Below are 24,588 nucleotides of genomic sequence, written 5' to 3' on the forward strand. Positions count from 1 at the left end.
TTGACGGCGCTGACGGACGGGACGGCACGGACGGACGGGACGGCGGGAGAGGGCCGGGGGGCGAGTGGGAGCGGGCGCCGGGCGGGCTTCCCCCACCGGCCCGCCGGGCTCATCATGGGCTCCCGGCGCCGGGCTCGGCGGACGCCGGCGCACGAACCCGCGAACCCGCGGGCTCCTCGGTCGAGGGGCGCCGGGAGAGGCAGCAGGAGGCAGCAGATGACGGTTCCACTCCCGGTACGGATCCAGGCCGCCGCCGTCCGGGCCGCGTACGCGCTGCCGCAGGGCGTCCGGCGGGCGATCGCGGGCGCGCCGGTGGTGCGGGACGGGCAGACGCTCGCGCTGGACGCGCAGTTGATCCTCAGGCTGCAGCGGCTGTCGAGGGCGGGCCTGGTGATGCCGGGCGGGGTCGGGCAGTCGCGGGCCGCGATCGAGTACGCGCGGTACCTGGTGGGCGGGCCGACGATCGGCTCGGTGTCCGTACGGGAGCTCGGAATCCCGCAGGAGCACGGGGAGTTGGCGGCCACGCTGTACACGCCGGCCGGGCTGGGGGAGCCGTCCGGGCTGCTGGTGTTCCTGCACGGCGGCGGCTGGGTGGTGGGCAGCCGGGCCAGCCACGACCACGTCACGCGGTTCCTGGCGCAGCGGGCGCGGGTGCGGGTGCTGTCGGTGGAGTACCGGCTGGCGCCCGAGCACGTCTTCCCGGCGGCGGCCGAGGACGCGCTGGCGGCGTTCGACTTCGCGCACGCCAAGGCGGCGGACCTGGGGGCGGACCCGGAGCGGATCGCGGTCGGCGGGGACAGCGCGGGCGGGAACCTGGCGGCCGTCGCGGCGCAGGCGGCCGTGCGGCGCGGCGGGCCGGTGCCGGTGTTCCAGTTGCTGCTGTACCCCGCGACGGACGCCTCGGTCCGGCGGCGCTCGCGCGAGCTGTTCGCCGACGGGTTCTTCCTGACCAGTGAGGGCATGGACTGGTTCGCCGACCGGTACGCGCCCGCGCCGGTGGACCGGGCCGATCCGCGGCTGTCACCGCTGCTCGCCGGGGACCTGTCCGGGCTGCCGCCCGCGTACATCGGCACGGCGGGGTTCGACCCGCTGCGGGACGAGGGGGAGGCGTACGCGGAGGCGCTGCGGGCGGCGGGGGTGGCGGTGCGGCTGAGTCGGCACCCGGACCTGATCCACGGGTACGCCAACTACCTCGGCGTCGGGCACCGGTTCCGCGAGGCGACGGCGGAGGCGGCGGAGGCGCTGCGGAAGGCGCTGGAAGCGGCGTAGGGGCAGGTCGGGCGTGGGGCCCGCGTCTCCCGGCGGTGGCCGGGGGCGCGGGCCCTTGTGCTGTGCGCCCGTTCGGGGCTGCGCGGGGGGTTCTCGGGGGCGGGCTCTTATTGTACTGTCCGTCTAATAAGCGGGTGAGCGGGCACCCGCGGCACCAGGCACCTGGAGGCAGCCATGGCTCTCACTGGCAGCGCGCGAATCGGCGGGGCGCGGACCGGCGGAGCACGCACCGGCGCGAAGGCCGTCCACGGATCGGCGCCCACGCGCGAGCACACCGCGGCCGACGACGACGTCTCGAAACGGCTGCTGGAGTCGGCCGCCACCCTCTCCTACGACCCCGCCATCGAGATCGACTGGGACGCGCCGCTCCCCGACGACCACTACGGCCTCAACCCCGAGTGGAGCACCCTCTACGGCACCCGGTTGTGGGACGAGATGACCGAGCGGCAGCGCGTCACCCTCACCCGGCACGAGGTCTGCTCGATCATGAACACCGGCATCTGGTTCGAGATGATCCTCCAGCAGATGGTGCTGCGCGACCAGTACCTCAAGAACCCCGCCAGCGCCGAGTTCCGCTTCGCCCTCACCGAGATCGCCGACGAGTGCCGCCACTCGATCATGTTCGCCCGCGCCTGCGAGAAGATGGGCGTCCCCGCGTACCGGCCGAACAAGCTGATCGCCCAGGCCGGGCGCGCCTACAAGGCGCTCGCGAAGGGCGAACTCGCCTACGGCGGCATCCTGGTGGCCGAAGAGGTGCTCGACGTCATGCAGCGCGACTGGATGCGTGGCGAGAACGTCCTGGAGATCGTCCGCGGCACCTCCCGGATCCACGTGGTCGAGGAGTCGCGGCACATGAAGTTCGCCCGGCAGGAGATCCGCGAACGGACGCGCCACGCCGGACCCGCCCGCCGCCGCACCTCGGCCACCGGCATCGCCCTCGGCGCGTACGTCATCGTCACCAGCATGGTCCACCCCGGTGTGTACCGGGCCGCCGGACTCGACACCGGGCGCGCCCTCGCCGAGGTGCGGGCCAACGAACACCGCAAGGCCATGATGCGCACCAGCTCCCGGCACCTGATGGCCTTCCTCGCCGAGACCGGGCTGCTCACCAGCCGCTCGGCCGCCATCTACCGGCGCATCCACATGCTCTGACGATAAGTCAGGCCTGCTCGGCCCGGTCGGCCCACCGCGCCGCCCTCCACCCACCGTCGACCACGCGCAGCGAGGACCCCACCCCGGCCATGGCCTACGCGATCACCCGGAACTGCTGCAACGACGCCTCGTGCGTCTCCGTCTGCCCGGTCAACTGCATCCACCCGACCCCGGACGAACCGGAGTTCGGCACCACCGACATGCTGTACATCGACCCGGCGGCGTGCATCGACTGCGGCGCGTGCGCGGACGCCTGCCCGGTCGACGCGGTGTTCCCGGTCGACCGGCTACGCGGGCCCGACACCGTGTTCGGCGACCTCAACCGCGACTGGTTCCGCGACCACCCGAGCGACCACGCCTGGGGCGCCCCGTCCTTCCCGCGCAGCCTGCCCGCCGGGGCCGACGGAACCGACGGGAGCGGCCCGCTGCGCGTCGCCATCGTCGGCACCGGGCCCTCCGCCGGGTACACCGCGCAGGAACTCCTGCGCAGCACCGGCGCCGAGATCACCATGATCGACCGGCTGCCGGTCGCCGGCGGGCTGTTGCGGCACGGCGTCGCGCCCGACCACCAGTCCACCAAGCGGATCGCGGACAGCTTCGCGAGCGTCTTCCACGACCCCCGGCTGCGGATGCACCTCAACGTCGAGGTCGGCACCGACCTCACCCACGAGGAACTCGCCGCCCACCACCACGCGGTGGTGTACGCGGTCGGCGCGGCCGCCGACCGACGGCTCGGCATCCCCGGCGAGGACCTGCCGGGCAGCCTGCCCGCCACCACCTTCGTCGGGTGGTACAACGCCGAACCGACCGTGCCCGCCGACGCCGTGCAGCTGTCTGCGTCCAGGCCGTCGGTGTCGGCCCGGCTCTCGGCGTTCGCGGAGCGCGCGGTGATCGTCGGCAACGGCAACGTCGCCGTCGACATCGCGCGCATCCTGCTCACCGACCCGGACCGGCTCGCCACCACCGACATCGCCGACCACGCCCTCGCTGAACTGCGCCGCAGCCGGGTGCGGGAGGTCGTGCTGCTCGCCCGGCGCGGGCCCGAGCAGGCGGCCTGGACCAGGTCGGAGTTCCTGGCGCTGACCCGGCTGCCGGGTGTGGAGGTGGTGGTCGAGGACCACCCGGAGGTGCGGGCGGCGATCCGCGCGGCCGCGCCGGACTCCCAGGCCGCCCTGCTGGCCGGCCTGCCGCTGGAACCCTTCGACGGGGACGCCGCCCCACGCCCGGGCCGGCGGATCGTCCTGCGCTTCCTCTCCGCGCCGACCGGGCTCACCAGCGAGGACACCGAGGACGCCGGGGGCCTCGGGGACCCCGGGTCCGGGCGGGTGACGGGCGTGACCGTCGCCCGGACCACCCTGGTGGGCGACCGGGTCGAGCCCACCGGGGAGACCGACACCCTGCGCGCCGGGCTGGTCGTGCGCTCCATCGGCCACCGCGGCGTCCCGGTGCCGGGGCTGCCGTTCGACGAGGCGGCGGCGACGGTCGCGCACGCCGGTGGGCGGGTGGTCGACCCGGCGACCGGGCGGCCGCTGCCGGGGGCGTACGTGGTCGGGTGGGCCAAACGCGGACCGTCCGGCGGCATCGGGGCCAACCGTGCCTGCGCCCGGGAGACCGTGGACGCCCTCCTCGACGACGCGGCCGCCCGCGCCCTGACCGCCCCGACGGCCGGCCGCAAGGACTTCGACCGCCTCGTCCGCCGACGCCGCCCGGACGCCGTCGGCCTGAAGGAACTGCGCGCCCTCGACCAGGTCGAACGCACCCGCGGCGAAGCCGAAGGCCGCCCCCGCGTGAAGCTCGCCACCGTCCCCGCTCTCCTCGCCGCAGCCCGTCGCGCGTAGGGGAGGGCCGGGGGGCGTCCGTGGTGCGCGCGCAGCGCTACTCCGGGAGGAATATACCGACCGGTCTACTGATTCCTGGGTGCGCTTGCCCGTTGGCGGATGTGTGCGCAGGAAGTCGGCCCGTCCGACTTCCTGCGCAGCTGCCGGCAGAAGGCTTCGGCGGCTCCGAGGCGAATATGTAGACCGGTCTACTGATTGGCTGGTGCCGGGAGGGGGTTGTGCATGGGAAGTCGGCCTGTCCGACTTCTCGCGCAGGGGCCGGCAAGGGCGAGTGGCGCAGCACCACTAACGGCTTGGGGAGCGAAAAGAATCTGGGCAGGCTCGGCTGAGCAATCCGCCTGGGATTGATCAGCAGGACGTCGGGCGGGCTCGGCGGCGAGGACGAGTTCTTTGCTCGTCTTGCGGCGGGTGGCCCGGCGGGCTGACCGGTCGGAGACCAGGCCGGCTATGGCGGCTTGGGTCTCGGCGAAGTATTCGCGGCGGCCGGTGCAGCGCTACAGGGGCCGCCACTGCTTGTACTCGGCGTTGGCGTGCTCCACGCAGATCCGGTTGGAGGACTGCGCTCGGCGTTCGTGCCGCCAGGCGTGCTGCTCGCCGAGGGTCGCGTCCTTCTTCGGCTTGCGGGGTGGGGTGGTGACCTGGTGTGGGAACCGGTTGGCGAGGCCCCGGTAGCCCTCGTCGACATGCACCTTGACGCCGGGGCGGCAGCGCAGCTGCTCGGCGATGCCCTCGGTGCGCACCGCGGTCTGGTCGTGCATCCGTCCTGGCCGCGCGACCCCGGAGAACAGGGTGCGGCCCTGGCCGTCACTGAACGTGGTGGTCTTGATGGTGTTCTGCTTACGCTTGCCCGACACGAACGCCTTGCGGCCCGGACGCCCGGCCTTCGGGAACGTCTCACCTGCACGTCGGTGCCGTCGATACGCAGCTCGACGTCCTCGGCCTCGGCGTAGGCGAACACGTCCTCGATGGTGCGCAGCCGGATGCCGGGCTGGTCGGGCACGGCGAACCCGCGCGCCGCCAGCAGCGGCCGGACCTGCCGGATCGCGGCGGACACCGTGGAGCGGTCCACTCCTAACAGCGCAGCCAGGGCCGAGTGCGGAAGATCGTGTCGCAGGTGCGCGAGCGTGGCCAGCACCCGGTCGACGAACACCAGACGATGCTTCGGGCCGGCACCAGCCTCGCGGCGGCGGTCCCCGCCGCGCCGCTCCCGCAGCGCAGACTCCTGCTGCGCCTCCCACGCAGGGACGAGCTCAGCGACGAGTTCGGCAAGATGCTGCCGGGATATGCCCGATAGGGCGTGATGAGACAAGGCCGCGCGGGCCGATGACTTCACATCCACGGGCGCCGCGCCTCGCGCCGCCTACGCCTGCCGCCGCTCCCACTGCTCCTTCGTGATCTCGTACCGCACACCCCCGTGCTCGGAACCCTCGACCGCCATCATGTCGTCCGGCGTGGGGATGTTCTCCGCGAGCGTCATCCCGAGCTTCTCCATGACGTTGCGCGAAGGGCGGTTCACGGTCATCGTCTCGGCCCAGACCATGCGGATGCCGAGCTCGGCGAACCCCTTCGCCAGCAGCGCCTGCGAGACTTCGGTGGCGTAGCCCCGGCCCCAGGCCGCCTGGCGCAGGCGATAGCCGAGTTCGGCCTCCTCGCGCGGGCCGCTGCGCAGCGGACGCAGGCAGAACCAGCCGACGAACGCGCCGCCGTCCCTCTCGTGCGCGGCGAACAGGCCGAGGTCATGATTCCAGCGCTCGTAGCCGGCGAGGATGCTGGGGATGGCGAGGTCGCGGACCTCCTCTGGCGGGGTTGGAGCGCCGCCGGTCAGGTAGCGCATCACCGCCGGGTCGCTGTCCAGCTCGATCAGCAGGTCCGCGTCGGCGGCGGCGAAGGGGCGGAGGGTCAGGCGCTCGGACTCGAGGTAGGCGGTCACGTGAGGATCTTGGCCGAGACGGGTCGGACGGTCCAGGGAGTTTTCGGGCCGCGTCTGTCACCGGGTGGCGTGCTGGAGGAACAGCAGCATGACACGGCCGCCTTCACGTCACGGCCGAGGAGCCGCCTGTATCGCTCCCCAGGCGTAATCTCTAGACCGGTCTACATAATTCTCCCCAGGGGAAAAGGCTGGCCCGTCGGGGGTTGATGTGGGGGCGTTGGGGTTGACGGGGCCGTGTCCCGGGGTGGGTGGGGTGCGTTGGGCGGGTGTGAGTGGTTTTGGGGTGATGCCGGTTCCGCGATGTGGGCTGGCAGAAGAAACGATTCTTCAGTCCGTGGCGGGCTCTTCGGTGTCCGATGCCGAGGTGTCGATTTACGCCGAGCCGATCTACGCCGAGCTGGCGCGGGTGTGGCAGGCGGCCGGCCGGGCGGTGCCCGGGGTGCCCGACCCGGTGTGGGAGACGCTGGCCGCGCCGGGCGGTACCTGAGCGACGGCGCGCTCAGCCCGCCTCCGGGCCGTCCGCGTCCGGGTAGAACTGACGCGCCCAGTGGCCGAACAGCCCGATCGTGCGTTCGCCGGGGACGAGTCGGGGTTGCGCCAGGTAGCGCTTGTGGTCGAGCACCGGCCGGTCCTGCTTGACGATCCGTACGGACGCCCGCAGTGCCACCCAGGACGCCGCCCGCGCGGCCGCCGCCGTGAACGCGTCGCGCGCCCACCCCGAGGGCCGGCTCGATGGCCCGCCCGATGACCCGCTCGGAGGCCACGACTCAGGCAGCGGCGAGCCGCCCCGGGGCGCGCCGACCGAGACCGTGGCCGCGAACCGCACCCGCGTCCGCCACGGCGCGAGGGGCGTCGGCAGCACCCAGACCCGCAGCGTGCTGCCCGGTTCGGGCAGGTCCGCGACCAGGTGCATCAGCCCGAGCCCGGCCGGCGTCACCGGCTGCGCCAGGCTGACGGCGCCGAGCCCCGGGAAGTGGGTCGTGGTGCGCCGGTGGACGGTGAGCAGCGGGCCGTCGACGTCCGGCGGCGCGGTCCCCCGGGGGTCCAGTCCGTGCAGCACGGCCGTGTGCCGGAAGTCCACGCCGTTCTCCATCACCTCCTGCGGGTGCGACCGCAGCTCGCCGTTCCACCAGGCGCATGGCGAGCGGTGGGCGCAGCCGGGCACCGTCCGGTGCGCCCGTGCACGAGCCCGTGCACGAGCCGTCCGGGCCGAAGGCGAAGCCGTGGAACGGGCAGACCAGGCTCTCGCCCCGCACGGTGCCACCCGCGCCGAAGTGCGCGCCCAGGTGTGGGCAGTGCAGGCCGACCGCGCGTGCTGTGCCCGGCGGGTCCGGTGCAGCACCGCGTCCTCGCCCATCAGCCGGACCGTCCGGACCCGGCCGGGCGGTAGGTCGCGGGCGCGGCCGACGCAGAACCATCCGCTGGGGTAGGGCACGGGCGCGGACCCCGGTTAAGGGGCCGCCCGCTCGGGCGTCGGCTTGACGGCGGTGTGGACGTACCAGGCGATGTACTCCCGGACGGCGTACATCTCCACCGTGGAGCGGAGGTTGAGCCACCTCGCCGGATCGCCGAACCGTCGCAGCACCTCCCACGGCAGCCGGAAGTACGCGTACACGGCCTCCGAGGTGGGCTCGTAGTACGCCGTGGCGTCGAGTGCCTCCTCCACCTCGAACCCGGCCTCGGCGAGCAGCTGCGGCAGGTTGCGGGCGTGGTAGACCTTGGCGCCGGGGAACACCATCGCGTCCAGGTACGGTTCGAGCACCGCCCGGGCCTGCGGCGTGAGTTCGGCGAGCGGGACGGTGCTCATCGGGCCGAGCAGCACCAGCCGTCCGCCCGGGCGCAGCACCCGGTGGAACTCGGCCAGCGCGCGGGCCGGATCGTACGAGTGGACCAGTGTCTCCATCGAGTACGCGCCGTCGAACACGTCGTTCTCGAAAGGGAGTTGGTGGTAGTCGCCCCAGGAGAAGGTGGTCCGGTCGTCCAGTGCGGCGCGGGCGCTGAGCCGGCGGGCTTCGCGCAGGTGGAAGTCCAGGACGTCCACCCCGGTCACCACCAGTCCGAACCGGGCCGCCATCGCCCGCGCCACCACCCCGGCCCCGCACCCGGCGTCCATCACCCGGGCGCCCACCGGCAGCGCGAGCTTGCGCCCGAGGACGTCCTCCAGCTGTCGCTGCGCCCGCCACAGCCGCCACTTCGACTGCCCGGGTTCGGTCCACCCCCAGTGCCGGGCGTTGCGGGCCACCCGGGTGTAGAACAGCCTGCTCCCGGTCCGCCCGTAGACCCGGCGCAGCCCGGTGAGATCGAGTTGGTGAGCATCGAGTTCCTGAGCGCCCATGCCGACAAGCTAGCCCGGTACCCCGGGAGCGGCCCGGCGCGCCACGCGCCGGGCTCCGGGGTTGCCTCATCGAGCGGTGTCATGTGGTCATGCGATGAGGCGATCACCAGCTTTCACCAGCTTTCACCGCCCGTCACCGGCCTTCACGAGCCTTTGGCGGATCCGCTGGGTGCATGGGCGGCGGCCGGCTCGGCGTTGATCCGGCCATGAACGACCACGCTGCGCCGCTCGGTGCTTGGCAAGGACCTTCCCGGGCCGCGGACACTCCCGCGGCTCCCGACCGTCACATCCTCAGGGCGCTGCACGTCGCCTCGTTCGGCAACCGGTGCTTCGCCCAGTTCGGGCTGGTCGGGGGGCCCGTCGTCCTCGGTGCGCAGAGCGTGCACTGGGAGCCGGGCCGGCTGGGCGGAGCCGGCCTGCTGGGGCTGGCCGGGCTGGAGTGCTACGACGGGTTCCAGCGGTTGGTCACGATCGCCCACGTGTCCCGGGAGCTGCCCCCGGCAGAGCTGGCCAAGGCGGTGCTGTGGATCGTCGTCGCCACCGGTGACGAACGGCACCGGATCCGCGAGTTGTGCGACGAGGCCGCGCACCGGGTGAACCTTCCCGTGCCGCAGGACGATCTCTCGCGCTGCCGGTACCTGCTGGCTGTGCAGGACGAGTTCCGGAGGGAGGGGGCTACTTCGACCCGCGGCGAGGCATCGTGGCAGGACCGCACCCGGTCGGCTTCTCGCCCGCGGACGTGTTCCGGTCGCTCGCGGCGCTCTCGCTCGAGCCGGTCCCCCGGCTGAGCCACCAGTTGCAGACCGTGCAGGGCCTGGATGCGCTCTGGTCGGACGTCGTCCTCGGCCGGGGGTGACCGGTCAGGTCCGCCAGGCGCTTCGGAGTTCGGCCCAGCGGGTGGTCTGGTCGTCGGTCAACGGGCCTCGGAGGGTGGCGAGTTTGAGGAGTTGGGCTTCGGCGGCGGCGCCGAGGGGTTGGGCTTCGGCGCGGTAGTGGTCGGTGAGGAGGGCGTCGAGTTCGGGGCGGGTGAGGGCGGGGTCGAGGCGTTGGGCGAGTTTGGCCATGTTGCGGTAGGAGCCCTGGAGGAGGAAGGGCGGTTCGGTGCGGGTGCGGTCGTCCTGGGCGGCGGAGGCGAGGTAGGCGCGGTTGACGGCGAGGACGGTGGTGCGCAGGTGGAGCAGGCCGGCGAGGACGGCGGTCATCCGGTCGACCTCGGCGCCGGACCAGGTCCCGTTCAGGGCTGCCGCCGGCACCCCGCCCGGGGCCGACACCCCGCCCGGGGAGCCGGCTGCGCGGGCCAGCAGGGTGTCGAGGTCGGCGCGGTCGGCGGTGGCGAGCGTGGCCAGGTGCGGGTTGGCGGGCAGCGCGTTCTCGACGAAGCTGAGCGCGAAGAGGTCCTCGCGCCCGGCGACGACGTCGCCGAGGTTCCAGACGTCGGCGCGGTTGGCGAGCATGTCGGGCAGCCGGAAGAGCCGACCGGACTCGGTGTACGGGTTGGCGGCCATGACGACGGCGAAGCGCTTGCCGCGCAGGTCCCATTCGCGGGCCCGGCCGTCCCAGACGCCGTCGATGCGGCGCTGGGCGTCGCAGAGCGGGATGAAGCGCTGGAGGAACGCGGGTGAGGTGTGCTGGACGTCGTCGAGGTAGAGCAGCACGTTGGCGCCCGCGTGCAGGGCGAAGTTGAGCTTTTCGAGCTCGCGCCGGGAGGTGGCGTCGGGGGCCTCGGCGGGGTCGAGGGAGGTGACCCGGTCGCCGAGGGCGGGTCCGCTGACGCTGACCAGCAGCAGGCCGAGCCGTTCGGCCAGGTACTCGACGAGGGTGGTCTTGCCGTAGCCGGGCGGGGAGACGAGGAGCAGCAGGCCGCTGCGGTCGACCGGTCCGGCGGTGTCGGCGGTGCCGAGCTGCTTGGCGAGGTTGTCGCCGATCAGCGGCAGGTACACCTGGTCGATGAGCCGGTTGCGGACGAAGCCGTTGAGCGGGGCGGGCCGGTACTGGTCGAGCCGCAGCCGGGCGTGTTCGGCGGCCAGCAGTTCGGCGCGCAGCCGCTGGTAGGCCCGGTAGCCGGGTGCCTCGACGGCGTCGAACGCGCGGACCCGGGCCAGGAGTTCGTCGATGCGCAGGTCGAGGGCGCCGCCGGTGACGCGCGGGTGGTCGCCGAGCAGCCCGGTGAGCCGGGCGGTGACGGCGCCTTCGGCGGGGCGGCGCGGCAGGGTGGGGCAGAGCAGCACGGCGGTGGCCTCGGCGAGGTCGGCCGGTGCGGCGTCGGCTGCGGCCGATTCCAGCCAGGCGTGGGCGAGTTGTTGTCGGACGGGCAGCAGCGCGGGCTCGTCCGGCAGGGCGGCGAGGGCGTCGGTGAGCCCGGCGGACTCGGGCGCGGCGTGGAACTTGTCGAGCAGGGCGGACGCGCCGGCGGAGAGCGCGAAGCTGGGCGCGGCGGCGGAGAGTTCGGCCACCAGGTACGGACCGACGGACCCCGGCGCGGCCGCCGAGGGGGCGAACTCGGCGACGGTGGAGCCGAGTTCGTCCGCGAGGGCGTCCAGCGCGGGCAGGGCGCCGCCGAAGGACTGCCGGGCCAGCGCCAGCGAACGGGCCCGGGTGTGCCAGACCAGCCGCTGCCGCTCGTCGGTGCCGTGCGCCCAGTACAGCTGCGCGGCCGCCCGGGCGGCTGCCGGGTGCCGCAACAGTCCGGCCTCGGCGTGGAGCCGGCGCAGGGCGCGGAGCAGTAGCGCCGCGTCGTGGTCGTGCACGCCGCGCTGGTAGCCCTCGTCCGGTCGCTGCTCGGCGGCGCGGCGGACGAACTCCAACAGCCCGTCCTCGGAGCCGGGGAGGACAGAGCGCGCGGAACCGGGGGAGTGCGCCAGCAGCCCCGCCCCGTCCGCCTCGGCGGCCAGCAGCAGGCTCGCGGCGAGGTACTCGGCGCGGTAGAGCTCCGGTGTCTCCGAGGGCAGTGAGCGGTCCCAGTACGGCTCGGTGGCGGCGAAGGCCGGGTCGGTGACGGGGGAGCGGTAGTCGGTCCCGGTGAGGGTGAAGGCGGGGCGGCCGCGCCAGGGGACGAGGGTGAGTTCGGGGCGCCGGGTGGTGACGGCGAACAGGTGGCGGCCCAGCCGCAGGGTGCCGGGGCCGTCGCCGGTGAGCTCGGCGCGGTCGCGCAGGGTGCGGTGGGCGCGGGAGCGGGCGGCGCGCAGCCGGGCGGTCAGTTCCTCGGCCCGGACCCGGTCGCCGAGCGCGGTCAACTGGGCGGCCAGGTCGCGGAGTTTGACGGCGGTCGGGTCGGCGGCGAGGGCGGCGTCGATCTCCTCGGCGGCGGTGAGGGCGGCGAGGCGGCGGTGCAGGGTGTCGAGGACGCGTTCGGCGGAGTCGGCCAGCCGGTCGGCGCGCCGGGCCCGTTCGTCGAGGAGTTGTTGGCGGCGGGCGGTGAGGGCGTCGTGGATCGCGGTGCGGCGGTCGACGAGTTGTTCGCCCATCGCCGGGTCGGCGTCGGCGAACCGGGTCTCCAACTGTTCGACGCGCAGCTGGAGTCGGCCGAGCTGGTCGTCGCAGGCCTCGGGGGTGTCGGCGGCGGCGAGGGCGGCGGTGACGGCCTGGGCGAGCAGCGCGGTCTCGGCGGTGAACTCGGCGGCGGCCTCGCGGGTGCGCAGCTCGCGTCGCCGGACGTGCAACGAGGCGCGGGCCCGGTTGAGCAGGCCGAGGACGTCGGCGAGCCGGTCGAGGATGGCGGTGCGGGTGGTGGCGTCGGCCAGGTCGAGGGTGCCGACCAGTTCGGCGACGGTCTGCAACGCCTCGCTCTGCTCGGTGAGTTGGGCGTCCAGCGGGTCGGCTTCGGCGGCGGTGGCGAGGGCGGCGCAGCGTTCGGCGAGCTCGATGGCGCGGTGCCGGTGCGGGGTGAAGGCCTCGGGTTCGGCGAGCTGTCCGACGGCCCGGTCGGCGGCCTCGGCCAGGCCCTCGGCGAGGTGGGCGGCGAGCGCGTCGATCCGTGCGGGGTCGGTGCGCGGCAGGTCGCGCAGCGCCTCGACCCGGCCCTGGGCGCGGCGCAGCGCGGCGAGCCGGTCGACCCATTCGGCGGCGTCGGCGAGGGTTTCGCCGCGGGCGGTGCGCAGCAGGCCCTCGACGTGGTCGGCGGCCCGGTCGGTCTGTTGGGCGGCGTGCGCGGCGAGTCGGGCGACGGCCTGGTACTCGGCGATGATCTGTTGGGCGGTGTCGCGGATCTCGGCGAGCGGTGCGGCCAGGCCACCGAGGCCGTCGGAGCCCCCGGGGCCGTCAGGCGTGTCGGCCCCACTAGGGTCACTAGCCCCACCAGGCCCGCCCCGGCCGAGCCAGTGGTGCCGGTCGGCGGTGCGGGCGCAGGCGGCGAGGACGGCCTGGTGGCCGGCCGGGGTGTCGGCACCCGCGGCGGCGAGTCGGGCGAGGGCGAGGCAGTCGGCGATACCGCGGACCAGGTCGGCGTTGCCGATCCGGGCCAACGGGCCGGTGCCGGGCGGCTGTTCGGCCGCGTACCGTTCGCTGGTGAACGGGGTCCGCCACTGCTGGACGGGGTGCAGCCGGGTGGGTCCGTCCGTGGCGGGGCGCAGAGCGAAGAGGGTGCCGTCGGCGAGCAGCGCGTAGCCCTGGCAGAGCAGCGGGGCGGCGGCCTCCTGGCGGACGCTGTTGTACGGCTGGAGCAGGGTGCGGCCGTCGGTGGGGGAGCGGAATTCGTACAGCACGTCCTCGCCGTTGGGTGAGACCAGGGTGCGCTCGTGGGCGAGCCCGGCCACCGGCTGGTCGAAGGTCCGTACGGTGCCGTCGGCGAGGTGGCAGCCGCCGGGGAAGGCGACGCCCTGGTCGGCGGGAAGCAGCAGGCAGGCCTGGCCGAGTGCGTCGATCCGGGTGACCCGGCCGGTGGGCAGGTGGCAGACCAGGTGCCGGACGGTCTCCTCCTGGTACGGGCGGACGCGCACCAGCAGCAGGGTGCCGAGCCGGGCGTGGGCGATCTGCGCGTCGGCGAGGGTTTGCAGGGGTTCGTCGAGCGGCTCGCGGTGCAGTTCGCGGCCGTCGGGGCTGCTGAGGGTGAGCCGGCCGCCGTCGACGCCGAGGTGCAGTTCGCCGCCGAGGTCGGCGCGCGGCGGGCTGCCGGGGGCGGCGGGCAGCTGGTCGTCCCGGGTGAGGGTGGTCCAGGCGGGCTGTCCGCCGGCGGCGGGCGTGTGGTCGCGTTCGCCGCGCCCGTCCTGGTAGACGGGGTGTTCGTCGTCGGCGTGGCGCCAGCGCAGCACCCGGACGTCGGCGGCGGCCGGGCCGGTGCGGAAGACGGCGAGCAGGCGGCCGCCGACCGGGCGCAGCCGCTCCAGGCGGGCGTCGCGATAGTAGCGGTGCAGGTCGGCGAAGTCCTGGCGCAGCCGCGGGTCGTCCAGCAGGGTGCCGTCGACGGGGGCGGGGGTGAGGTCGTCGGGGCGGTGGACGGTGAGGACGCCGCCCAGGGCGTCCCCACCGTCCGGGCCGTCCGGATCGCCCGAGGAATCCCCGGAGGCACCGCCCGGCCCACCGTCCGGGCCCCCCGCGGGCCGGGCGCCGAGCAGCAGCACCCCGCCCGCCGCGGCGAGGTCCTGCGGCAGGCAGGCCCGGTCGGTGGTGAGCCGCCCGGTGCCGGTCAGCCGTAGCTCCCCGCCGCCGAACTCCGCGACCCGGCGGTCGTTCAACGCCCGGGCCCGGTCGGCGAGTTCGGCGGCGGCCCGGGCGAGCCGGTCGCGCAGGACCTCGTAGGTGCCGGCGTCGAGCCGGGCGTCGAGGGCGTCCACGGGTCAGTTCCTCGGTCTCACTCGGTGATGAATTGCCTTGGGCAGATGGTTACTTGGCGCCGTTGACGGCGGCCAGCGCGCCACCGGTTCCCGCCAGCGCGCCGACCGGCGTCTCGGCGAGCCCCAACTTCTCGGCGGAGGCGAGCAGTTGACGCAACTGCCCGGCCTGCTCGCCACCCCCCGCGCCGATCATGCGCATCAGCAGCGCGGACACCGTCAGGTTCTGCACGTCCGCCGTGGAGACCGAGGACAGCACCCGGGTCAGGTCCTCGGTGAAGCTGGCGCTGCCGTTCAGCCAGGGCCCGGCCAGGGTGCGGGCGGTCGCCGAGTGGCCGACGAAGGCGTCCACGCTCTTGGCGGCGGTCACCGACTGCACCAGGCGGTCGAAGAACATCCCGTCCCCGCCGACGATGTCGATGTTCGCCTTCTCCAGCCCGGTGGCGACCAGCGCGGCCTGCGCCTCGGCGATCTGCCGCTGGGCGTCCAGCCCGGCCAGCCGGACGTCCTTCTCGGCGGCCAGCCGCAGCCGGTACTCCTCGTGCTCGCGCGAGGCCTCGTCCAGCTTCGCCATCGCCGCGGCCTTCTCGGTCAGGCCCTCGGCCTCCGCCTTCAGCTTGGCGCCGATCTCCAGCGCGGCCGCCTTCGCCTTCTCGGTCTGGACGGCGGCCTCGGCCCGGCCCACCTTCTCCACCGCCGCGGCCTCCTGCTCCCGCACCTGCACCTGGGCCAGCCCCGCGGCGGCGGCCTCCGCCCGGACGCCCTCGGCCAGCCGGATCTTGGCGGCCGCGTCCAGTTCGGCGGTCCGCTGCCGGGCCTCGGCCAGCACCAGCGCCTCGCGGGCCTTGTGGGCGGCGGCCTGCTCGGCGGCTTCGGCGGCCTTGATGTCCTTGACGAGCCGCTCCTGCGCCTCGGCCTCGGCCTGGATGACGACGGCCTTGCGGACGCGCTCGGCCTCCTCGGTGGCGCGCAGCGTCTTGACGGCCTCCTCCTGCTCGGCGACGGTCCGCTCGACCGCGACCCGCTCGCGGACCACGTCGGCGACCTCCCGTCGGCGGGACTCGACCTCCTTCTCCTTGGCGATGACGGCGAGTTCGGTTTCCCGGTCGCGGCCGATCACCTCCAGCAGGCGGTCCTTCTCGATCCGCTCGTTCTCCACCGCGATGACCCGCTCGCGGTTCTTCTGCGCCACCGCGACCTCGCGGGCCTGGTTCTCCCGCTGCACGCCGAGCAGTTCCTCGGTGCGCAGGAACGCGGTCTGGGCGTTCAGCCGCTCCTCCTCCTGCACCCGGGCGATCACCGCGTCCTCCGTGGCCCGCAGCGTCTCGATCTCGCGGCGCTGGCGGATCTCGGCGTCGGCCTGGCGGCGCTCCAGCTCCAGGACGGTCTCCCGGGCGTCGACGTTCTGTCGGGTGATCTCCTTCTCCTCGGTGCGCTGGTACTCGTTGGTGCGCACGTGCTCGATCGCGGTGAGCTCGGTGATCTTGCGGATGCCCTGGGCGTCCAGGATGTTGTCGGAGTCCAGCTGGCTCATCGGGGTCTGTTCGAGGTGGTCGATGGCCGCGTCCTCCAGCGTGTAGCCGTTGAGGTCGGTGCCGATCACCGCGATGATCTGGTCCCGGAACTCGTGCCGGTGGGTGTAGAGGTCGGTGAAGTCGAGCTGCTTGCCGACGGTCTTCAGCGCCTCGGCGAACTTGGCGGCGAAGAAGTCCTGGATCGCCTGCGGGTCGCTGGCCCGGACGGTGCCGATCGACTGGGCCACCTTGACGACGTCCTCGACGGTCTTGTTCACCCGGACGAAGAAGGAGATCCGGATGTCCGCGCGGATGTTGTCCCGGCAGATCAGGCCGTCCCGGCCGGCCCGGTGGATCTCCACCGTCTTCGCGGTGATGTCCATCAGCTCGGCCTTGTGCAGGATCGGCAGGACGATCGTGCCGGTGAAGGTCACGTCGACCTTCTTCGTCCGGGAGACGATCAGCGCCTTGCCCTGTTCGACCTTCTGGAACAGGCGGCCCACGAACAGCAGTACGGCGAGCACGATGAGCAGCACGACGGCGACGAGTACGCCGAAACCCACGGCGATGGTGTCCATCACGGAGTCCTTTGACGAGATGGTGCGAAGTTGTGTGGACGGAAAGCGAGATGACTGAGCGTCAGGAAAGGGGGGAGGGATCAGGTGTCCGGGTGCACCGGGTCGAACGGCGCCACCAGGAAGTGCTCGCCGTCGGCGTCGTAGTCGAAGATCAGGGCGGTGCGGCCGGCCGTCAGCCCGGGCTCGTCGATGAGCGTGCGGACCTGGACGGTCGCGCTGGAACCGTCCTCGGCGGCGACCTCCGCCTGCCCGAAGTCGGCCGTCACCCGGCCGGTCCGGATCACGCAGACCCGGCCGACGAAGTCGCCCCGGGTGACCGGCCGGTCCTCGGGGAACAGCCGGGACAGCGGCCGGACCAGGGCGAGGGTGCCCGCCCAGGCGGCCACCAGGGCCACCACGAACACCCCGCCGCGCGCGGGCAGGCCCGAGGTGAGCACGGTGCCGGCCAGGCTGACGAACCAGGCGAGCGCGACCAGCAGCGACACCGCCACCGTCGCGGGCACCCCGCCCAGCCCCAGCGCGCCCAACACACCCCCGTGATGGTGGACGCCGTGGCCGGTGCTGCGGCCCGCGTCGACGCGGTGCCCGCCGGGCGTCCCGTGGGCCACGTGCCCCCCGACACCGTGCCCCCCGGCACCGTGCCCGACGTGACCCACTTGACCCACATGCCCGGCGTGCCCGCCGCCGAGGTGGTGTCCGACTCCGTGTCCCCCGACACCGTGCCCCCCGTGCCCCCCGTGAAGGGCGTGGAAGCCCAGGCCGCCGAGCAGCATCAGCAGCCAGTAGCCGACCACCACCACCAGCGCGAAGCTGAACAGCGCCGTCGGAAAGGCCAGCGCGGCCGCGACGAATCCCCCGACCCCGGCCACGCTCCCCCGCCCTTCTCACGGCACCGGACCTCGGCGCCTCGGAGATCGTGACAGCGTCGGGGCCGTTCGCGCATTGCCAGGATCCGGCAATCTTGACGGCCCTTTGACACCCTGGAACTCACCCTGGAACGCACCCTGCCCCCCACCCCGTGGTCACGGCGGGCACGAGGGGCACGGCGGCCCCTACAGTGGCTGTTCCGGCCAGTTCAGCAGCCGGGCCCCCATCGCCGCCGTCTCCAGCGTGAACCGCTGCAACGCGTCCGACGGGTCGTACCCGGTCAGCGCCTTGATCCGCTCCAGCCGGTAGCCGAGCGTCCGCACGCTCAGCCCCAGCCGCCGGGCCGCCTCCGCGTTCACGTACGCCGCCTCGGCCTGCACCGCGATGGTGTCCAGCAGCGGACGGGCGCCGCCCCGGGCCTCGGTCAGCGGGCCGAGCACGCTGCGCACCAGGTCCGCCATCGCCGCCCGGTCGCGCATCAGCACCGGGAAGACCAGTAGTTCCTCGGCCTTCAGCAGCGTGGCCGGCAGGGCCAGCCGCTCCGCGTAGTCCAGCGCGCCCAGCGCCTCCTCGTAGCTGAGCAGCGCGCCGCCCGCGCCCGAGTGCCGGCGGCCGGTCGCCACCCGCCGCACCGGCGGGTAGCCGGGGCCGGGCCGCAGCACCAGGGCGGCGAAGGCATCCAGCACGGCGCGCTCGGTGTCCGGGGCGATGCAGACCAGCCGGCCGTCCTTGCCGGCGAGCAGGACGTCCCGGTCGCCGAAGCGCCCGACCAGTTCCCGCTCCACCCGGTGCACCAGCGGCTGGACGTCCAGGAACGGCTCGTCGCCGACCGCCACCGCCACCGCGTACGCGCCCGCCAGCCGCAGCCCGAACCGCTCGGCGCGCTCGGCGAGCACGCCCAGATCGCTGCGGCCGAACAGCAGGTCGTCGAAGAACTCCCGCCGGGCCGCCTCCTCCTGACGGACGGCCATGCGCTGCGCCCGCTCGTGGCCCTCGCCGAGCGCGGCCAGCGCGGCATCGGTGGCGGCCAGGACGGCGTCGCCCATCCGACGCAGCTCCCCGACGCCGCTCGCGGCGGTGATCCCGGGCAGCGTCTGCCAGGCCCGGCGGGCGGTCGACAGGCAGTGCGCCACCACCTCGCGCATCGCGTATCCGGCCTCGGCGCTGCGTGCGCCCAGCTCCCGCAGGCGCTCCAGCTCGTCGCGGCGCAGCAGCCGCCCGGTGCGGGAGACCTCGGCCAGTAGGGCCAGGCAGTCGGCGGTCAGTGCGGCCGATATCTCCGGTTCTTCCGGATCGCTCGCCTCGGACATCGTCGTGCTTCGCCCCCCGTGACGCCTGATGATCCGGCGCGGAACATTAGCAGGACCCTTACGCCCCCGAACCTTGCGGGGGAGGGGCCTGACCTGCTGCTACCCGCTCCCGCTCGCTTCCCATCCCGGCCGGTGCCGCCCACCCGCGCCCACCCGGTGCGCCCGTTCCGCGTCCGGTGTCGTCACCGACCGGACGACGGCTCGCGGAAGTGCAGCACGAAGCGGGCGCTGCTGCCGTCGATCCGGCGCCGGACGTACAGGGCCGGGGCGCCGTCCGGGGTGCAGCTGACGCCCTCGCGGACCAGCAGCGGGGTGCCCGCCGGGACGCCCAGCAGTTCGGCGTCGGCCAGGTCCGCGCCGATCGCGCCGAACGCCCGCCAGTCGTACTCGAGCTCGGTGCCGGCCGCCCGGCCGAGGTCCACCACCAGGTTGCCGGCGCGGCCCGGTCGCACCAGCTCCGCCGGCAGCGGGCCGAACGGCACCCAGTAGCTGCACGCGGCCCGGGGGCGCCCGCCGAGCCGGATCACGGTGTCCACCCGGGACAGTTCCCCAGGCGTACGGCCCAGCTGGCGCGCCGCCTCCTCGTCCTCGGCGGAGCCGGCCACCGGCGGGGCGGCCACCACGAATTCGCCGTCGCGGTGACCGCTGTCCTCGGCGACACTCGCTCCGGTGGCCCCGCCCCGGCCGGCCGGCAGGGCGCTGTGCACGCTGCCGAGGTCGAAGCGCTGACTGCGCGGGTCGACGGTGATCGACACCCGCACCGCCGGGGGCCGGACGAAGGTGCCCACGCCCCGCCGGATCTCCACCGCGGCGGCCCGCTCCAGCTCGGCCACCGCCTGCCGGACGGTGAGCCGGTTCACGGCGAACTCGGCGCTCAGCTCGGGCTCGCTGGGCAGCCGGGAGCCCGCCGGGTAGGTGCCGGCGTCGATCCGTTCCTGGAGCTGCCGGGCCAGCCGCCGGTACAGCGGGGTGCTGCTTCGGTTCGTCGCCACACGCCCGATCCTACGGAGCGGCGGGCGCCCGGACGGATCCGTCCCTGCTCCCCTGCTCCCCCTTTCCTCCCTCCGGTCGCCACCGCAGGCGTCCGGGGGTGGGATGGAGGGGTGGTGCGGGTGGCTCCGGCTTGCTCAGCACCCCGGGGACCGGCTAGACATCTAGACGTCTAGATGTCCTGCTGCTCCACCCGGCCCCCGTGCGGCTCCACCCGAAAGGCCTCGCGCATGTCCCTGGTCAACTTCCGCGACCCCGCTGTTCTCTCCGACCCCGAAGGACGACGGATCCGCCCCGGCGTGCTGTACCGCTCCGCCCAGCCCTTCCCGGCCGCCGACGAGGCCACCGTCGCCCAGCTGCGCACCTGCGACATCCGCACCGTCGTCGACCTGCGCGACACCCGCGAGACCGACCCCGCCGACTGGGCCGCCGCCGAGGCCGCCGGGATAGCCGTCATCGCGGCCCCGGTGAACCCCGCCACCGACGGCCTCACCGAACGTCTGCGCACCATGGTCACCGCCGCCGACCTCGGCGACTACTACGTGCTGCTCGCCGAATCCGCTCCCGCCGCCGTCGCCGCCGCCGTCGAGGCCGCCGCCCGCCCGGGCGCCGTCCTGCTGCACTGCGCGGCGGGCAAGGACCGCACCGGCCTGCTGACCGCCCTGCTGCTCGACCTGCTCGACGTCCCGGCCGACCGGATCGTCGCCGACTACGCCCGCACCGCCGAGGCGCTGCCGCAGATCTTCGCCGGCCTCGCCGAGCGCCACCGCACCGCCCTGAACGACCGCACCCGGGTCACCGACTCCCAGGGGCGCGAACTGTCCATCCCCGCCCCGCTGTTGCAGGCGCCGGCCGAGGCGATGTCGGTCTTCCTGGACCGCGTCCGGACCCGCCACGGCGGCGCCGCCGCCTTCCTGCCCACCTGCGGCGTCCGCGCCGAGACCCTCGGCGCCTTCAGGGCCAAGGCGGCCATCCCCGCCTGAGCCCCGCCGTTCCTGCCGGACCCCAGCCTGTCAGTGCCGTTGCCTACCCTGACGGGCCATGAGCTTCACCGCCCACTGGGCCCTGATGCGGATGACCGCCGCCGACGTGGACCGCTTCGCGCCGCGCATCCGACCGCTGCTGGCGGAGCACACCGCCGAGCCGCGGATCCGTGAGCTGCGACGGCGCTGGGAGGCCGGACTGACCGACGAGCAGGCCTTCTTCGAACTCGCCGCGGCCTGCCCGTTGGACGACCACATCGAGGTGGTCTTCGAGGCATGGGAGGCGGGCCACCACACCGGGCCGTACCTGCACGCCTCCTGCCGCAAGAGCTACCCGATGGCCGGGCTGGCGCACGGCCTCGGACCGGAACGTTTCGCCGCGCTGCCCGGCTGGTTCGGTGACCTCCTGCTGGACCCGGACGAGGTGCGGGCCACCCTCCCCGCCGTCGAAGCGGCCCTCACCCTGGACGGGGAGACCCGCGCGGCGGTCATCGCGCGGGCCTCAGAGGTGCTGGTGGAGGGCTTCAACGAGGGCGCCGACGCCCTGCTCGACGGCATCCTCTGGATGTGGCGGGCCGCCGCCGAGGCCGGACACGGCCTGATCGGCGCGCAGGTCGTCCCCACCTGAGTCCCCGCCGTCCCCCCCCGCCGCCCCCCGAGCCCGATAGCCCCCGGGTCTGTCAGTGCCACCGCCTACCCTGACGGGCCATGGGCTACAGCATCATGTGGGTTCTGGTCCCCGCCCCCGCCGGCGTGGTGGAGCGGTACGGGCCGCGGTTGCGTCCGCTGGTCGAGGCGGAGGCGGCGCTGCCGTCCTCGCGGGAGCTGTGGGCGCGCTGGGAGCAGGGGCTGCTGGACGGGGACGGCCTGCTGGACGTCGCCTGCGGCCCGCTCGGCGAGCACCTCGACGTCCTGTACGAGGCGTGGGACGGCTGCGCGGACGCCGGAGCGGGCCTCGCCGTCAGCGCGCGCAACCGCTACCCGGTGGCCGGGCTGGCGCACGGCCTCGGACCGGAACGTTTCGCCGCGCTGCCCGGCTGGTTCGGTGACCTCCTGCTGGACCCGGACGAGGTTCGGGCGTCCCTCCCCGCCGTCGAGGCGGCGTTCGCGCTGGACGCCACGGCGTACGAGGCGGCGGTGGACCGGGCGTACGTGCTACTCAACGACGCCTACCGGCTCGGCGAGCTCTTCGACGGGGTCCTCCCGGTGTGGCGGGCCGCCGCCGAGGCCGGACACGGCCTGATCGGCGCCCAGATCGTCCCTTAACACCCACGCCGCACACCTCACACAGGGGAGTGCCCCTGCCCGCGTACCCCCACCCCCCGGCCCACGCGCGAACGCCGGGGCGGGCCGACTCGGCCCACCCCGGCGCCCGCTACCGCCCGGGGACCCCCGGGCTCCTCACCGGAGCCGTCAGGGGACGATCGGGTGCGCGATCTGGCAGCCGCCCGCACCGCCGTTGTAGTCGTTCGACCAGGTGCCCTGCATCGCGAAGGAGCCGGTCGCGAAGTTCACGTTCTGCGCCCCGCCGACGCCGCCGGTGCCCTTCCAGGCGCACTTGTCGGCGTTCTCGTAGCCGGTCGAGTCGGTCCAACCGCCCGCCGGGTTCTGGTCGGTGATGGTCTCCGAGTACTCGTGGCCGTACACGATGGTCACGCCGTCCAGCAGGCCCGCACTGCCGCTGTTGACGTAGTTCTGGCCGCAGGAGCTGCCCATGTCGGTGACGTACGGGTCGTTGGTGAACGCCACGTCGCCGTACGGGGACGGCGCCGCGCCACCGGACAGGGTGGTGTCGCCGTTCCAGTCGTGCCAGGCGCAGAACGAGCCGCTCGCCGTGTTGAAGCCGTCCGGGTGGGTGCCGGTCGGGGAGAGCACGACGTACTGCACGTTGCGGTTGGACGCGGCGGTGGTGTTGCCGAAGTGCCCGGCCGCCTTGACCGCCTCGGTGGCCAGCTGGTTGCCGGTCGCCTGGCCCGGCGCCGCCGCCGAGCCGTCGACCCAGACGCCCGCCAGCGCGCCGCCGGTCGGGTAGGCCACGTGCGCGGCCGTCGACGGGCAGGTGGTCGCGCCGGTGGCGACGCCCTCGCAGTACTGCGTCATGACGCCGGACCAGGTCTCGCCGTTGGTGCCCAGGCCCTTGAACAGCTGCTGCGCCCGCACGGCCTCGCCCATCGGGTCGCCGGAGAGCGTGGTGTAGCCGTTGGCGTCGGTGCCCTGGGTGCCCCACTGGGAGCCCCAGAAGATCAGGTACACCTTCGGCGCGCCCGTGGTGACGCCGATGCCGTCGACGCCGCCGCCGTACTTGAGGTTCGACGTGCGACGGCCGGCCGCGGAGGTGGCGCTGTTGCCGGCCTCCTTGGTGGGGGCGACGCCGTGGCGGTAGGGGTGGGTCTGCCCGGCGAACTCGTCGACCGGCTGGTTCGCCTGGGCCGGCGCGGCCGCGAAGCCCGCGGCGGCGAGCACCAGCGCGGTCAGCCCGGTCAGGGCCTTGACTCTCGCCCGGCGGGTGGTGGGGGACATGCCCATCGTGAGGGTTCCTCTCGAAGTGCCGACGCGCACCTGGTGGGGGGCGCCGGCAACGTGGGGGGACGAAGGGAGGAAGGCGGCAGCACCGAGTCGCGAACCGACGGATCGTCAGTCGCTGTGTGGGGATTGGGGAGCCGGCGTGCCGTCGACCGCCCGCAGCAAAGCAGAGCCGCAGAAACCGGGTCAACGAGGGCGAGAGTAAAGAAAACCCGCGCGAACGTAGCGAACTTCAAAAGGCCGCAGGTGGCGGTTGGTTGATGCGCGTAGTTCAGGCGAGTGTCAACTGTTGAGGGGAGGGCATCCACAGAATGAGCGGCACCTCAACGGTTCGTCGGCCTCCCGTCCCCCGGCACCACCGCCACCGCCACCAGCGGGAACAGCGCGGCCGTCGCGTACGCCCAGCCGTAGCCCGCCGCGCCGATCAACGCGCCCGCCGCCGGGGCGACCCCGGCCGCGACGGCGTTCTGCACGGTGGTGTGCACCCCCAGGGCGCGGCCAGCCCACGCGCCGCCCGCGTACTCGGCGACGGCGGTGAACGACAGGCCGTTCGTCGACACCGTCACCACCCCCGCCGCCATCAGCGCCGCCGTCGCCGTCACCGCGTGCGCGAACGCCCCGGCCGCCAGCGCCACCAGCACCACCGACGCGGTCAGGGCCAGCCGCCGCATCGGGCCGGTCCGGCTGCCCGCCACGTCCGACCAGCGCCCCGCCGCCAACCGGGCGCCCGCGCCCGCCACCTGGACGCAGGCCAGCAGCGGCCCCGCCGTCGACGGCGACCAGCCGCGCTCGTCCACCAGGAAGACCAGCGCGAACACCGACACCGTGAACTGCGGCACCACCAGCAGCGTCGCCGCCCCGTGCAGCCGCCACAGCACCGGCGTCCGGTACGGGTTGACGGACCGGCCGGCGGCACCCGCCCCGGGCCGGGCCGGATCGCGGACCAGCGCCACCACCAGCAGCGCCGCGGCCACGCTCAACGCCCCCAGCACCGCCAGTGCCGCCGACCGCCCGCGCCCGGCCAGCGGCGGCAGCAGCAGCGCCGACAGGGCGACGCCGAGCGGGAGCGAGGTCTGCCGCAGACCCATCGCCAGACCCCGCTGCCGGGCCGGGAACCAGCCGAGGATCAGCCGCCCGCTCGACGCGTGCGCCGACGCCCCGGCCGCCCCCGCCAGCAGGAAACAGGCGCCCAGCCCGACCGTCCCGCGCACCGCCGTCGATCCCAGCAGCACCAGCCCGCCCAGCCCCAGCCCCGACGCCAGCACCCACCGCTCACCCCACCGGTCCGCCGCCGCGCCCCAGGCGGTGAGGGTCAGCACCAGGCCGATCGTCGGACAGGCGGCCAGCAGGCCGGCCTGCGACAGCGACAGGCCCTCGTCCCGCAGAGCCGGGATGAGGTACGGCAGGCCGAACTGGAACGCGCACCCGGCGATCATCGCGACCATCCCGACGGCCAGCACCAGCCAACGCCGTCGGCCGTCCTGTTCGTCCTGCTCGTGTCCCATGCGGCGCAGCTCATCAGATGAACGCGGGA

Annotated in this window: 18 protein-coding genes and 2 pseudogenes; 8 read left to right on the forward strand and 12 right to left on the reverse strand. The window is 74.2% G+C overall.

Going from position 1 to position 24,588, the window contains the following annotated elements; genetic code table 11:
• The first annotated feature begins 216 nt into the window (after positions 1 to 216).
• From ABTY15_RS14215 to ABTY15_RS14225, 3 genes are all read left to right on the forward strand, one after another.
• The gene (locus ABTY15_RS14215) at positions 217 to 1,269 is read left to right on the forward strand and encodes an alpha/beta hydrolase (RefSeq protein ID WP_350581933.1); all 1,053 of its coding nucleotides are present in this window, start codon (positions 217 to 219) and stop codon (positions 1,267 to 1,269) included.
• Positions 1,270 to 1,443: 174 nt separating this feature from the next.
• Entirely contained in the window at positions 1,444 to 2,421 is a 978-nt protein-coding gene (locus tag ABTY15_RS14220) for an AurF N-oxygenase family protein (RefSeq protein WP_350581936.1), read from the forward strand.
• 89 nt (positions 2,422 to 2,510) lie between these two features.
• The gene (locus ABTY15_RS14225) at positions 2,511 to 4,259 is read left to right on the forward strand and encodes an FAD-dependent oxidoreductase (RefSeq protein WP_350581940.1); all 1,749 of its coding nucleotides are present in this window, start codon (positions 2,511 to 2,513) and stop codon (positions 4,257 to 4,259) included.
• A 422-nt stretch (positions 4,260 to 4,681) separates the two neighbouring features.
• On the opposite strand, the pseudogene ABTY15_RS14230 reads toward ABTY15_RS14225, so the two are convergent.
• Both ABTY15_RS14230 and ABTY15_RS14235 read right to left on the reverse strand, forming a co-directional pair.
• A pseudogene (locus ABTY15_RS14230) lies at positions 4,682 to 5,592 on the reverse strand (transposase); the annotation flags it as partial.
• 27 nt (positions 5,593 to 5,619) lie between these two features.
• Positions 5,620 to 6,189 carry a GNAT family N-acetyltransferase gene (locus tag ABTY15_RS14235; RefSeq protein WP_350581944.1) on the reverse strand — a complete coding sequence of 190 codons (570 nt, stop codon included), beginning with the start codon at positions 6,187 to 6,189 and terminating at the stop codon, positions 5,620 to 5,622.
• 364 nt (positions 6,190 to 6,553) lie between these two features.
• Between ABTY15_RS14235 and ABTY15_RS14240 the strand changes: the two genes are divergently transcribed.
• Positions 6,554 to 6,676: a hypothetical protein gene (locus ABTY15_RS14240; protein WP_350581948.1), complete on the forward strand. Its 123-nt coding sequence runs from the start codon at positions 6,554 to 6,556 to the stop codon at positions 6,674 to 6,676.
• 12 nt (positions 6,677 to 6,688) lie between these two features.
• Here ABTY15_RS14240 and ABTY15_RS14245 read toward each other — a convergent pair whose 3' ends face one another.
• The 3 genes and pseudogenes from ABTY15_RS14245 to ABTY15_RS14255 form a co-directional block, all read right to left on the reverse strand.
• The gene (locus ABTY15_RS14245; RefSeq protein ID WP_350582117.1) at positions 6,689 to 7,282 is read right to left on the reverse strand and encodes a hypothetical protein; all 594 of its coding nucleotides are present in this window, start codon (positions 7,280 to 7,282) and stop codon (positions 6,689 to 6,691) included.
• A gap of 106 nt (positions 7,283 to 7,388) precedes the next feature.
• Positions 7,389 to 7,607, reverse strand: a pseudogene (locus ABTY15_RS14250) (Rieske 2Fe-2S domain-containing protein); the annotation flags it as partial.
• 32 nt (positions 7,608 to 7,639) lie between these two features.
• Entirely contained in the window at positions 7,640 to 8,524 is an 885-nt protein-coding gene (locus tag ABTY15_RS14255; protein WP_350581951.1) for a class I SAM-dependent methyltransferase, read from the reverse strand.
• Positions 8,525 to 8,697: 173 nt separating this feature from the next.
• On the opposite strand from ABTY15_RS14255, the gene ABTY15_RS14260 reads away from it, so the two are divergent.
• Positions 8,698 to 9,312, forward strand: a complete 615-nt coding sequence (locus ABTY15_RS14260) for a hypothetical protein (RefSeq protein ID WP_350581955.1) — start codon at positions 8,698 to 8,700, stop codon at positions 9,310 to 9,312.
• Between the two features lie 72 nt (positions 9,313 to 9,384).
• Here ABTY15_RS14260 and ABTY15_RS14265 read toward each other — a convergent pair whose 3' ends face one another.
• The 5 genes from ABTY15_RS14265 to ABTY15_RS14285 form a co-directional block, all read right to left on the reverse strand.
• Positions 9,385 to 14,292 carry a DNA repair ATPase gene (locus tag ABTY15_RS14265; protein WP_350581958.1) on the reverse strand — a complete coding sequence of 1,636 codons (4,908 nt, stop codon included), beginning with the start codon at positions 14,290 to 14,292 and terminating at the stop codon, positions 9,385 to 9,387.
• A gap of 49 nt (positions 14,293 to 14,341) precedes the next feature.
• Entirely contained in the window at positions 14,342 to 16,381 is a 2,040-nt protein-coding gene (locus tag ABTY15_RS14270) for a flotillin family protein (RefSeq protein ID WP_350581962.1), read from the reverse strand.
• An 80-nt stretch (positions 16,382 to 16,461) separates the two neighbouring features.
• Entirely contained in the window at positions 16,462 to 17,250 is a 789-nt protein-coding gene (locus ABTY15_RS14275) for a hypothetical protein (RefSeq protein ID WP_350581965.1), read from the reverse strand.
• Positions 17,251 to 17,433: 183 nt separating this feature from the next.
• Complete coding sequence (locus tag ABTY15_RS14280) at positions 17,434 to 18,558, reverse strand: PucR family transcriptional regulator (RefSeq protein ID WP_350581969.1); 1,125 nt, start codon at positions 18,556 to 18,558, stop codon at positions 17,434 to 17,436.
• Between the two features lie 182 nt (positions 18,559 to 18,740).
• A complete protein-coding gene (locus ABTY15_RS14285; protein WP_350581977.1) occupies positions 18,741 to 19,550 on the reverse strand; it encodes a GntR family transcriptional regulator in 810 nt (269 codons plus the stop codon).
• A gap of 228 nt (positions 19,551 to 19,778) precedes the next feature.
• Here ABTY15_RS14285 and ABTY15_RS14290 point away from each other — a divergent pair, with 228 nt between their 5' ends.
• From ABTY15_RS14290 to ABTY15_RS14300, 3 genes are all read left to right on the forward strand, one after another.
• Positions 19,779 to 20,531: a tyrosine-protein phosphatase gene (locus tag ABTY15_RS14290; RefSeq protein WP_350581981.1), complete on the forward strand. Its 753-nt coding sequence runs from the start codon at positions 19,779 to 19,781 to the stop codon at positions 20,529 to 20,531.
• A 58-nt stretch (positions 20,532 to 20,589) separates the two neighbouring features.
• Positions 20,590 to 21,159: a hypothetical protein gene (locus tag ABTY15_RS14295; RefSeq protein WP_350581986.1), complete on the forward strand. Its 570-nt coding sequence runs from the start codon at positions 20,590 to 20,592 to the stop codon at positions 21,157 to 21,159.
• 80 nt (positions 21,160 to 21,239) lie between these two features.
• Positions 21,240 to 21,797 (forward strand): hypothetical protein, encoded by a 558-nt coding sequence (locus ABTY15_RS14300; RefSeq protein ID WP_350581989.1) that lies wholly within the window; start codon positions 21,240 to 21,242, stop codon positions 21,795 to 21,797.
• 147 nt (positions 21,798 to 21,944) lie between these two features.
• On the opposite strand, the gene ABTY15_RS14305 is transcribed toward ABTY15_RS14300, so the two are convergent.
• Positions 21,945 to 23,057, reverse strand: coding sequence for a hypothetical protein (locus ABTY15_RS14305; RefSeq protein ID WP_350581992.1), 1,113 nt, complete (start codon positions 23,055 to 23,057; stop codon positions 21,945 to 21,947).
• Positions 23,058 to 23,377: 320 nt separating this feature from the next.
• Positions 23,378 to 24,559, reverse strand: a complete 1,182-nt coding sequence (locus tag ABTY15_RS14310; protein ID WP_350581996.1) for an MFS transporter — start codon at positions 24,557 to 24,559, stop codon at positions 23,378 to 23,380.
• Between the last annotated feature and the right edge of the window lie 29 nt (positions 24,560 to 24,588).

Source organism: Kitasatospora sp. NPDC097643, from assembly GCF_040302625.1.
Classification (GTDB): Bacteria; Actinomycetota; Actinomycetes; order Streptomycetales; family Streptomycetaceae; genus Kitasatospora.

Bases quoted from the DNA above. Each gene is read 5' to 3' on its own strand.
- ABTY15_RS14215 (WP_350581933.1), top strand. From the start codon at position 217: ATGACGGTTCCACTCCCGGTACGGATCCAGGCCGCCGCCGTCCGGGCC.
- ABTY15_RS14220 (WP_350581936.1), top strand. From the start codon at position 1,444: ATGGCTCTCACTGGCAGCGCGCGAATCGGCGGGGCGCGGACCGGCGGA.
- ABTY15_RS14225 (WP_350581940.1), top strand. From the start codon at position 2,511: ATGGCCTACGCGATCACCCGGAACTGCTGCAACGACGCCTCGTGCGTC.
- ABTY15_RS14245 (WP_350582117.1), bottom strand. From the start codon at position 7,282: ATGGAGAACGGCGTGGACTTCCGGCACACGGCCGTGCTGCACGGACTG.
- ABTY15_RS14255 (WP_350581951.1), bottom strand. From the start codon at position 8,524: ATGGGCGCTCAGGAACTCGATGCTCACCAACTCGATCTCACCGGGCTG.
- ABTY15_RS14260 (WP_350581955.1), top strand. From the start codon at position 8,698: ATGGGCGGCGGCCGGCTCGGCGTTGATCCGGCCATGAACGACCACGCT.
- ABTY15_RS14270 (WP_350581962.1), bottom strand. From the start codon at position 16,381: ATGGACACCATCGCCGTGGGTTTCGGCGTACTCGTCGCCGTCGTGCTG.
- ABTY15_RS14280 (WP_350581969.1), bottom strand. From the start codon at position 18,558: ATGTCCGAGGCGAGCGATCCGGAAGAACCGGAGATATCGGCCGCACTG.
- ABTY15_RS14290 (WP_350581981.1), top strand. From the start codon at position 19,779: ATGTCCCTGGTCAACTTCCGCGACCCCGCTGTTCTCTCCGACCCCGAA.
- ABTY15_RS14295 (WP_350581986.1), top strand. From the start codon at position 20,590: ATGAGCTTCACCGCCCACTGGGCCCTGATGCGGATGACCGCCGCCGAC.
- ABTY15_RS14300 (WP_350581989.1), top strand. From the start codon at position 21,240: ATGGGCTACAGCATCATGTGGGTTCTGGTCCCCGCCCCCGCCGGCGTG.
- ABTY15_RS14305 (WP_350581992.1), bottom strand. From the start codon at position 23,057: ATGGGCATGTCCCCCACCACCCGCCGGGCGAGAGTCAAGGCCCTGACC.
- ABTY15_RS14310 (WP_350581996.1), bottom strand. From the start codon at position 24,559: ATGGGACACGAGCAGGACGAACAGGACGGCCGACGGCGTTGGCTGGTG.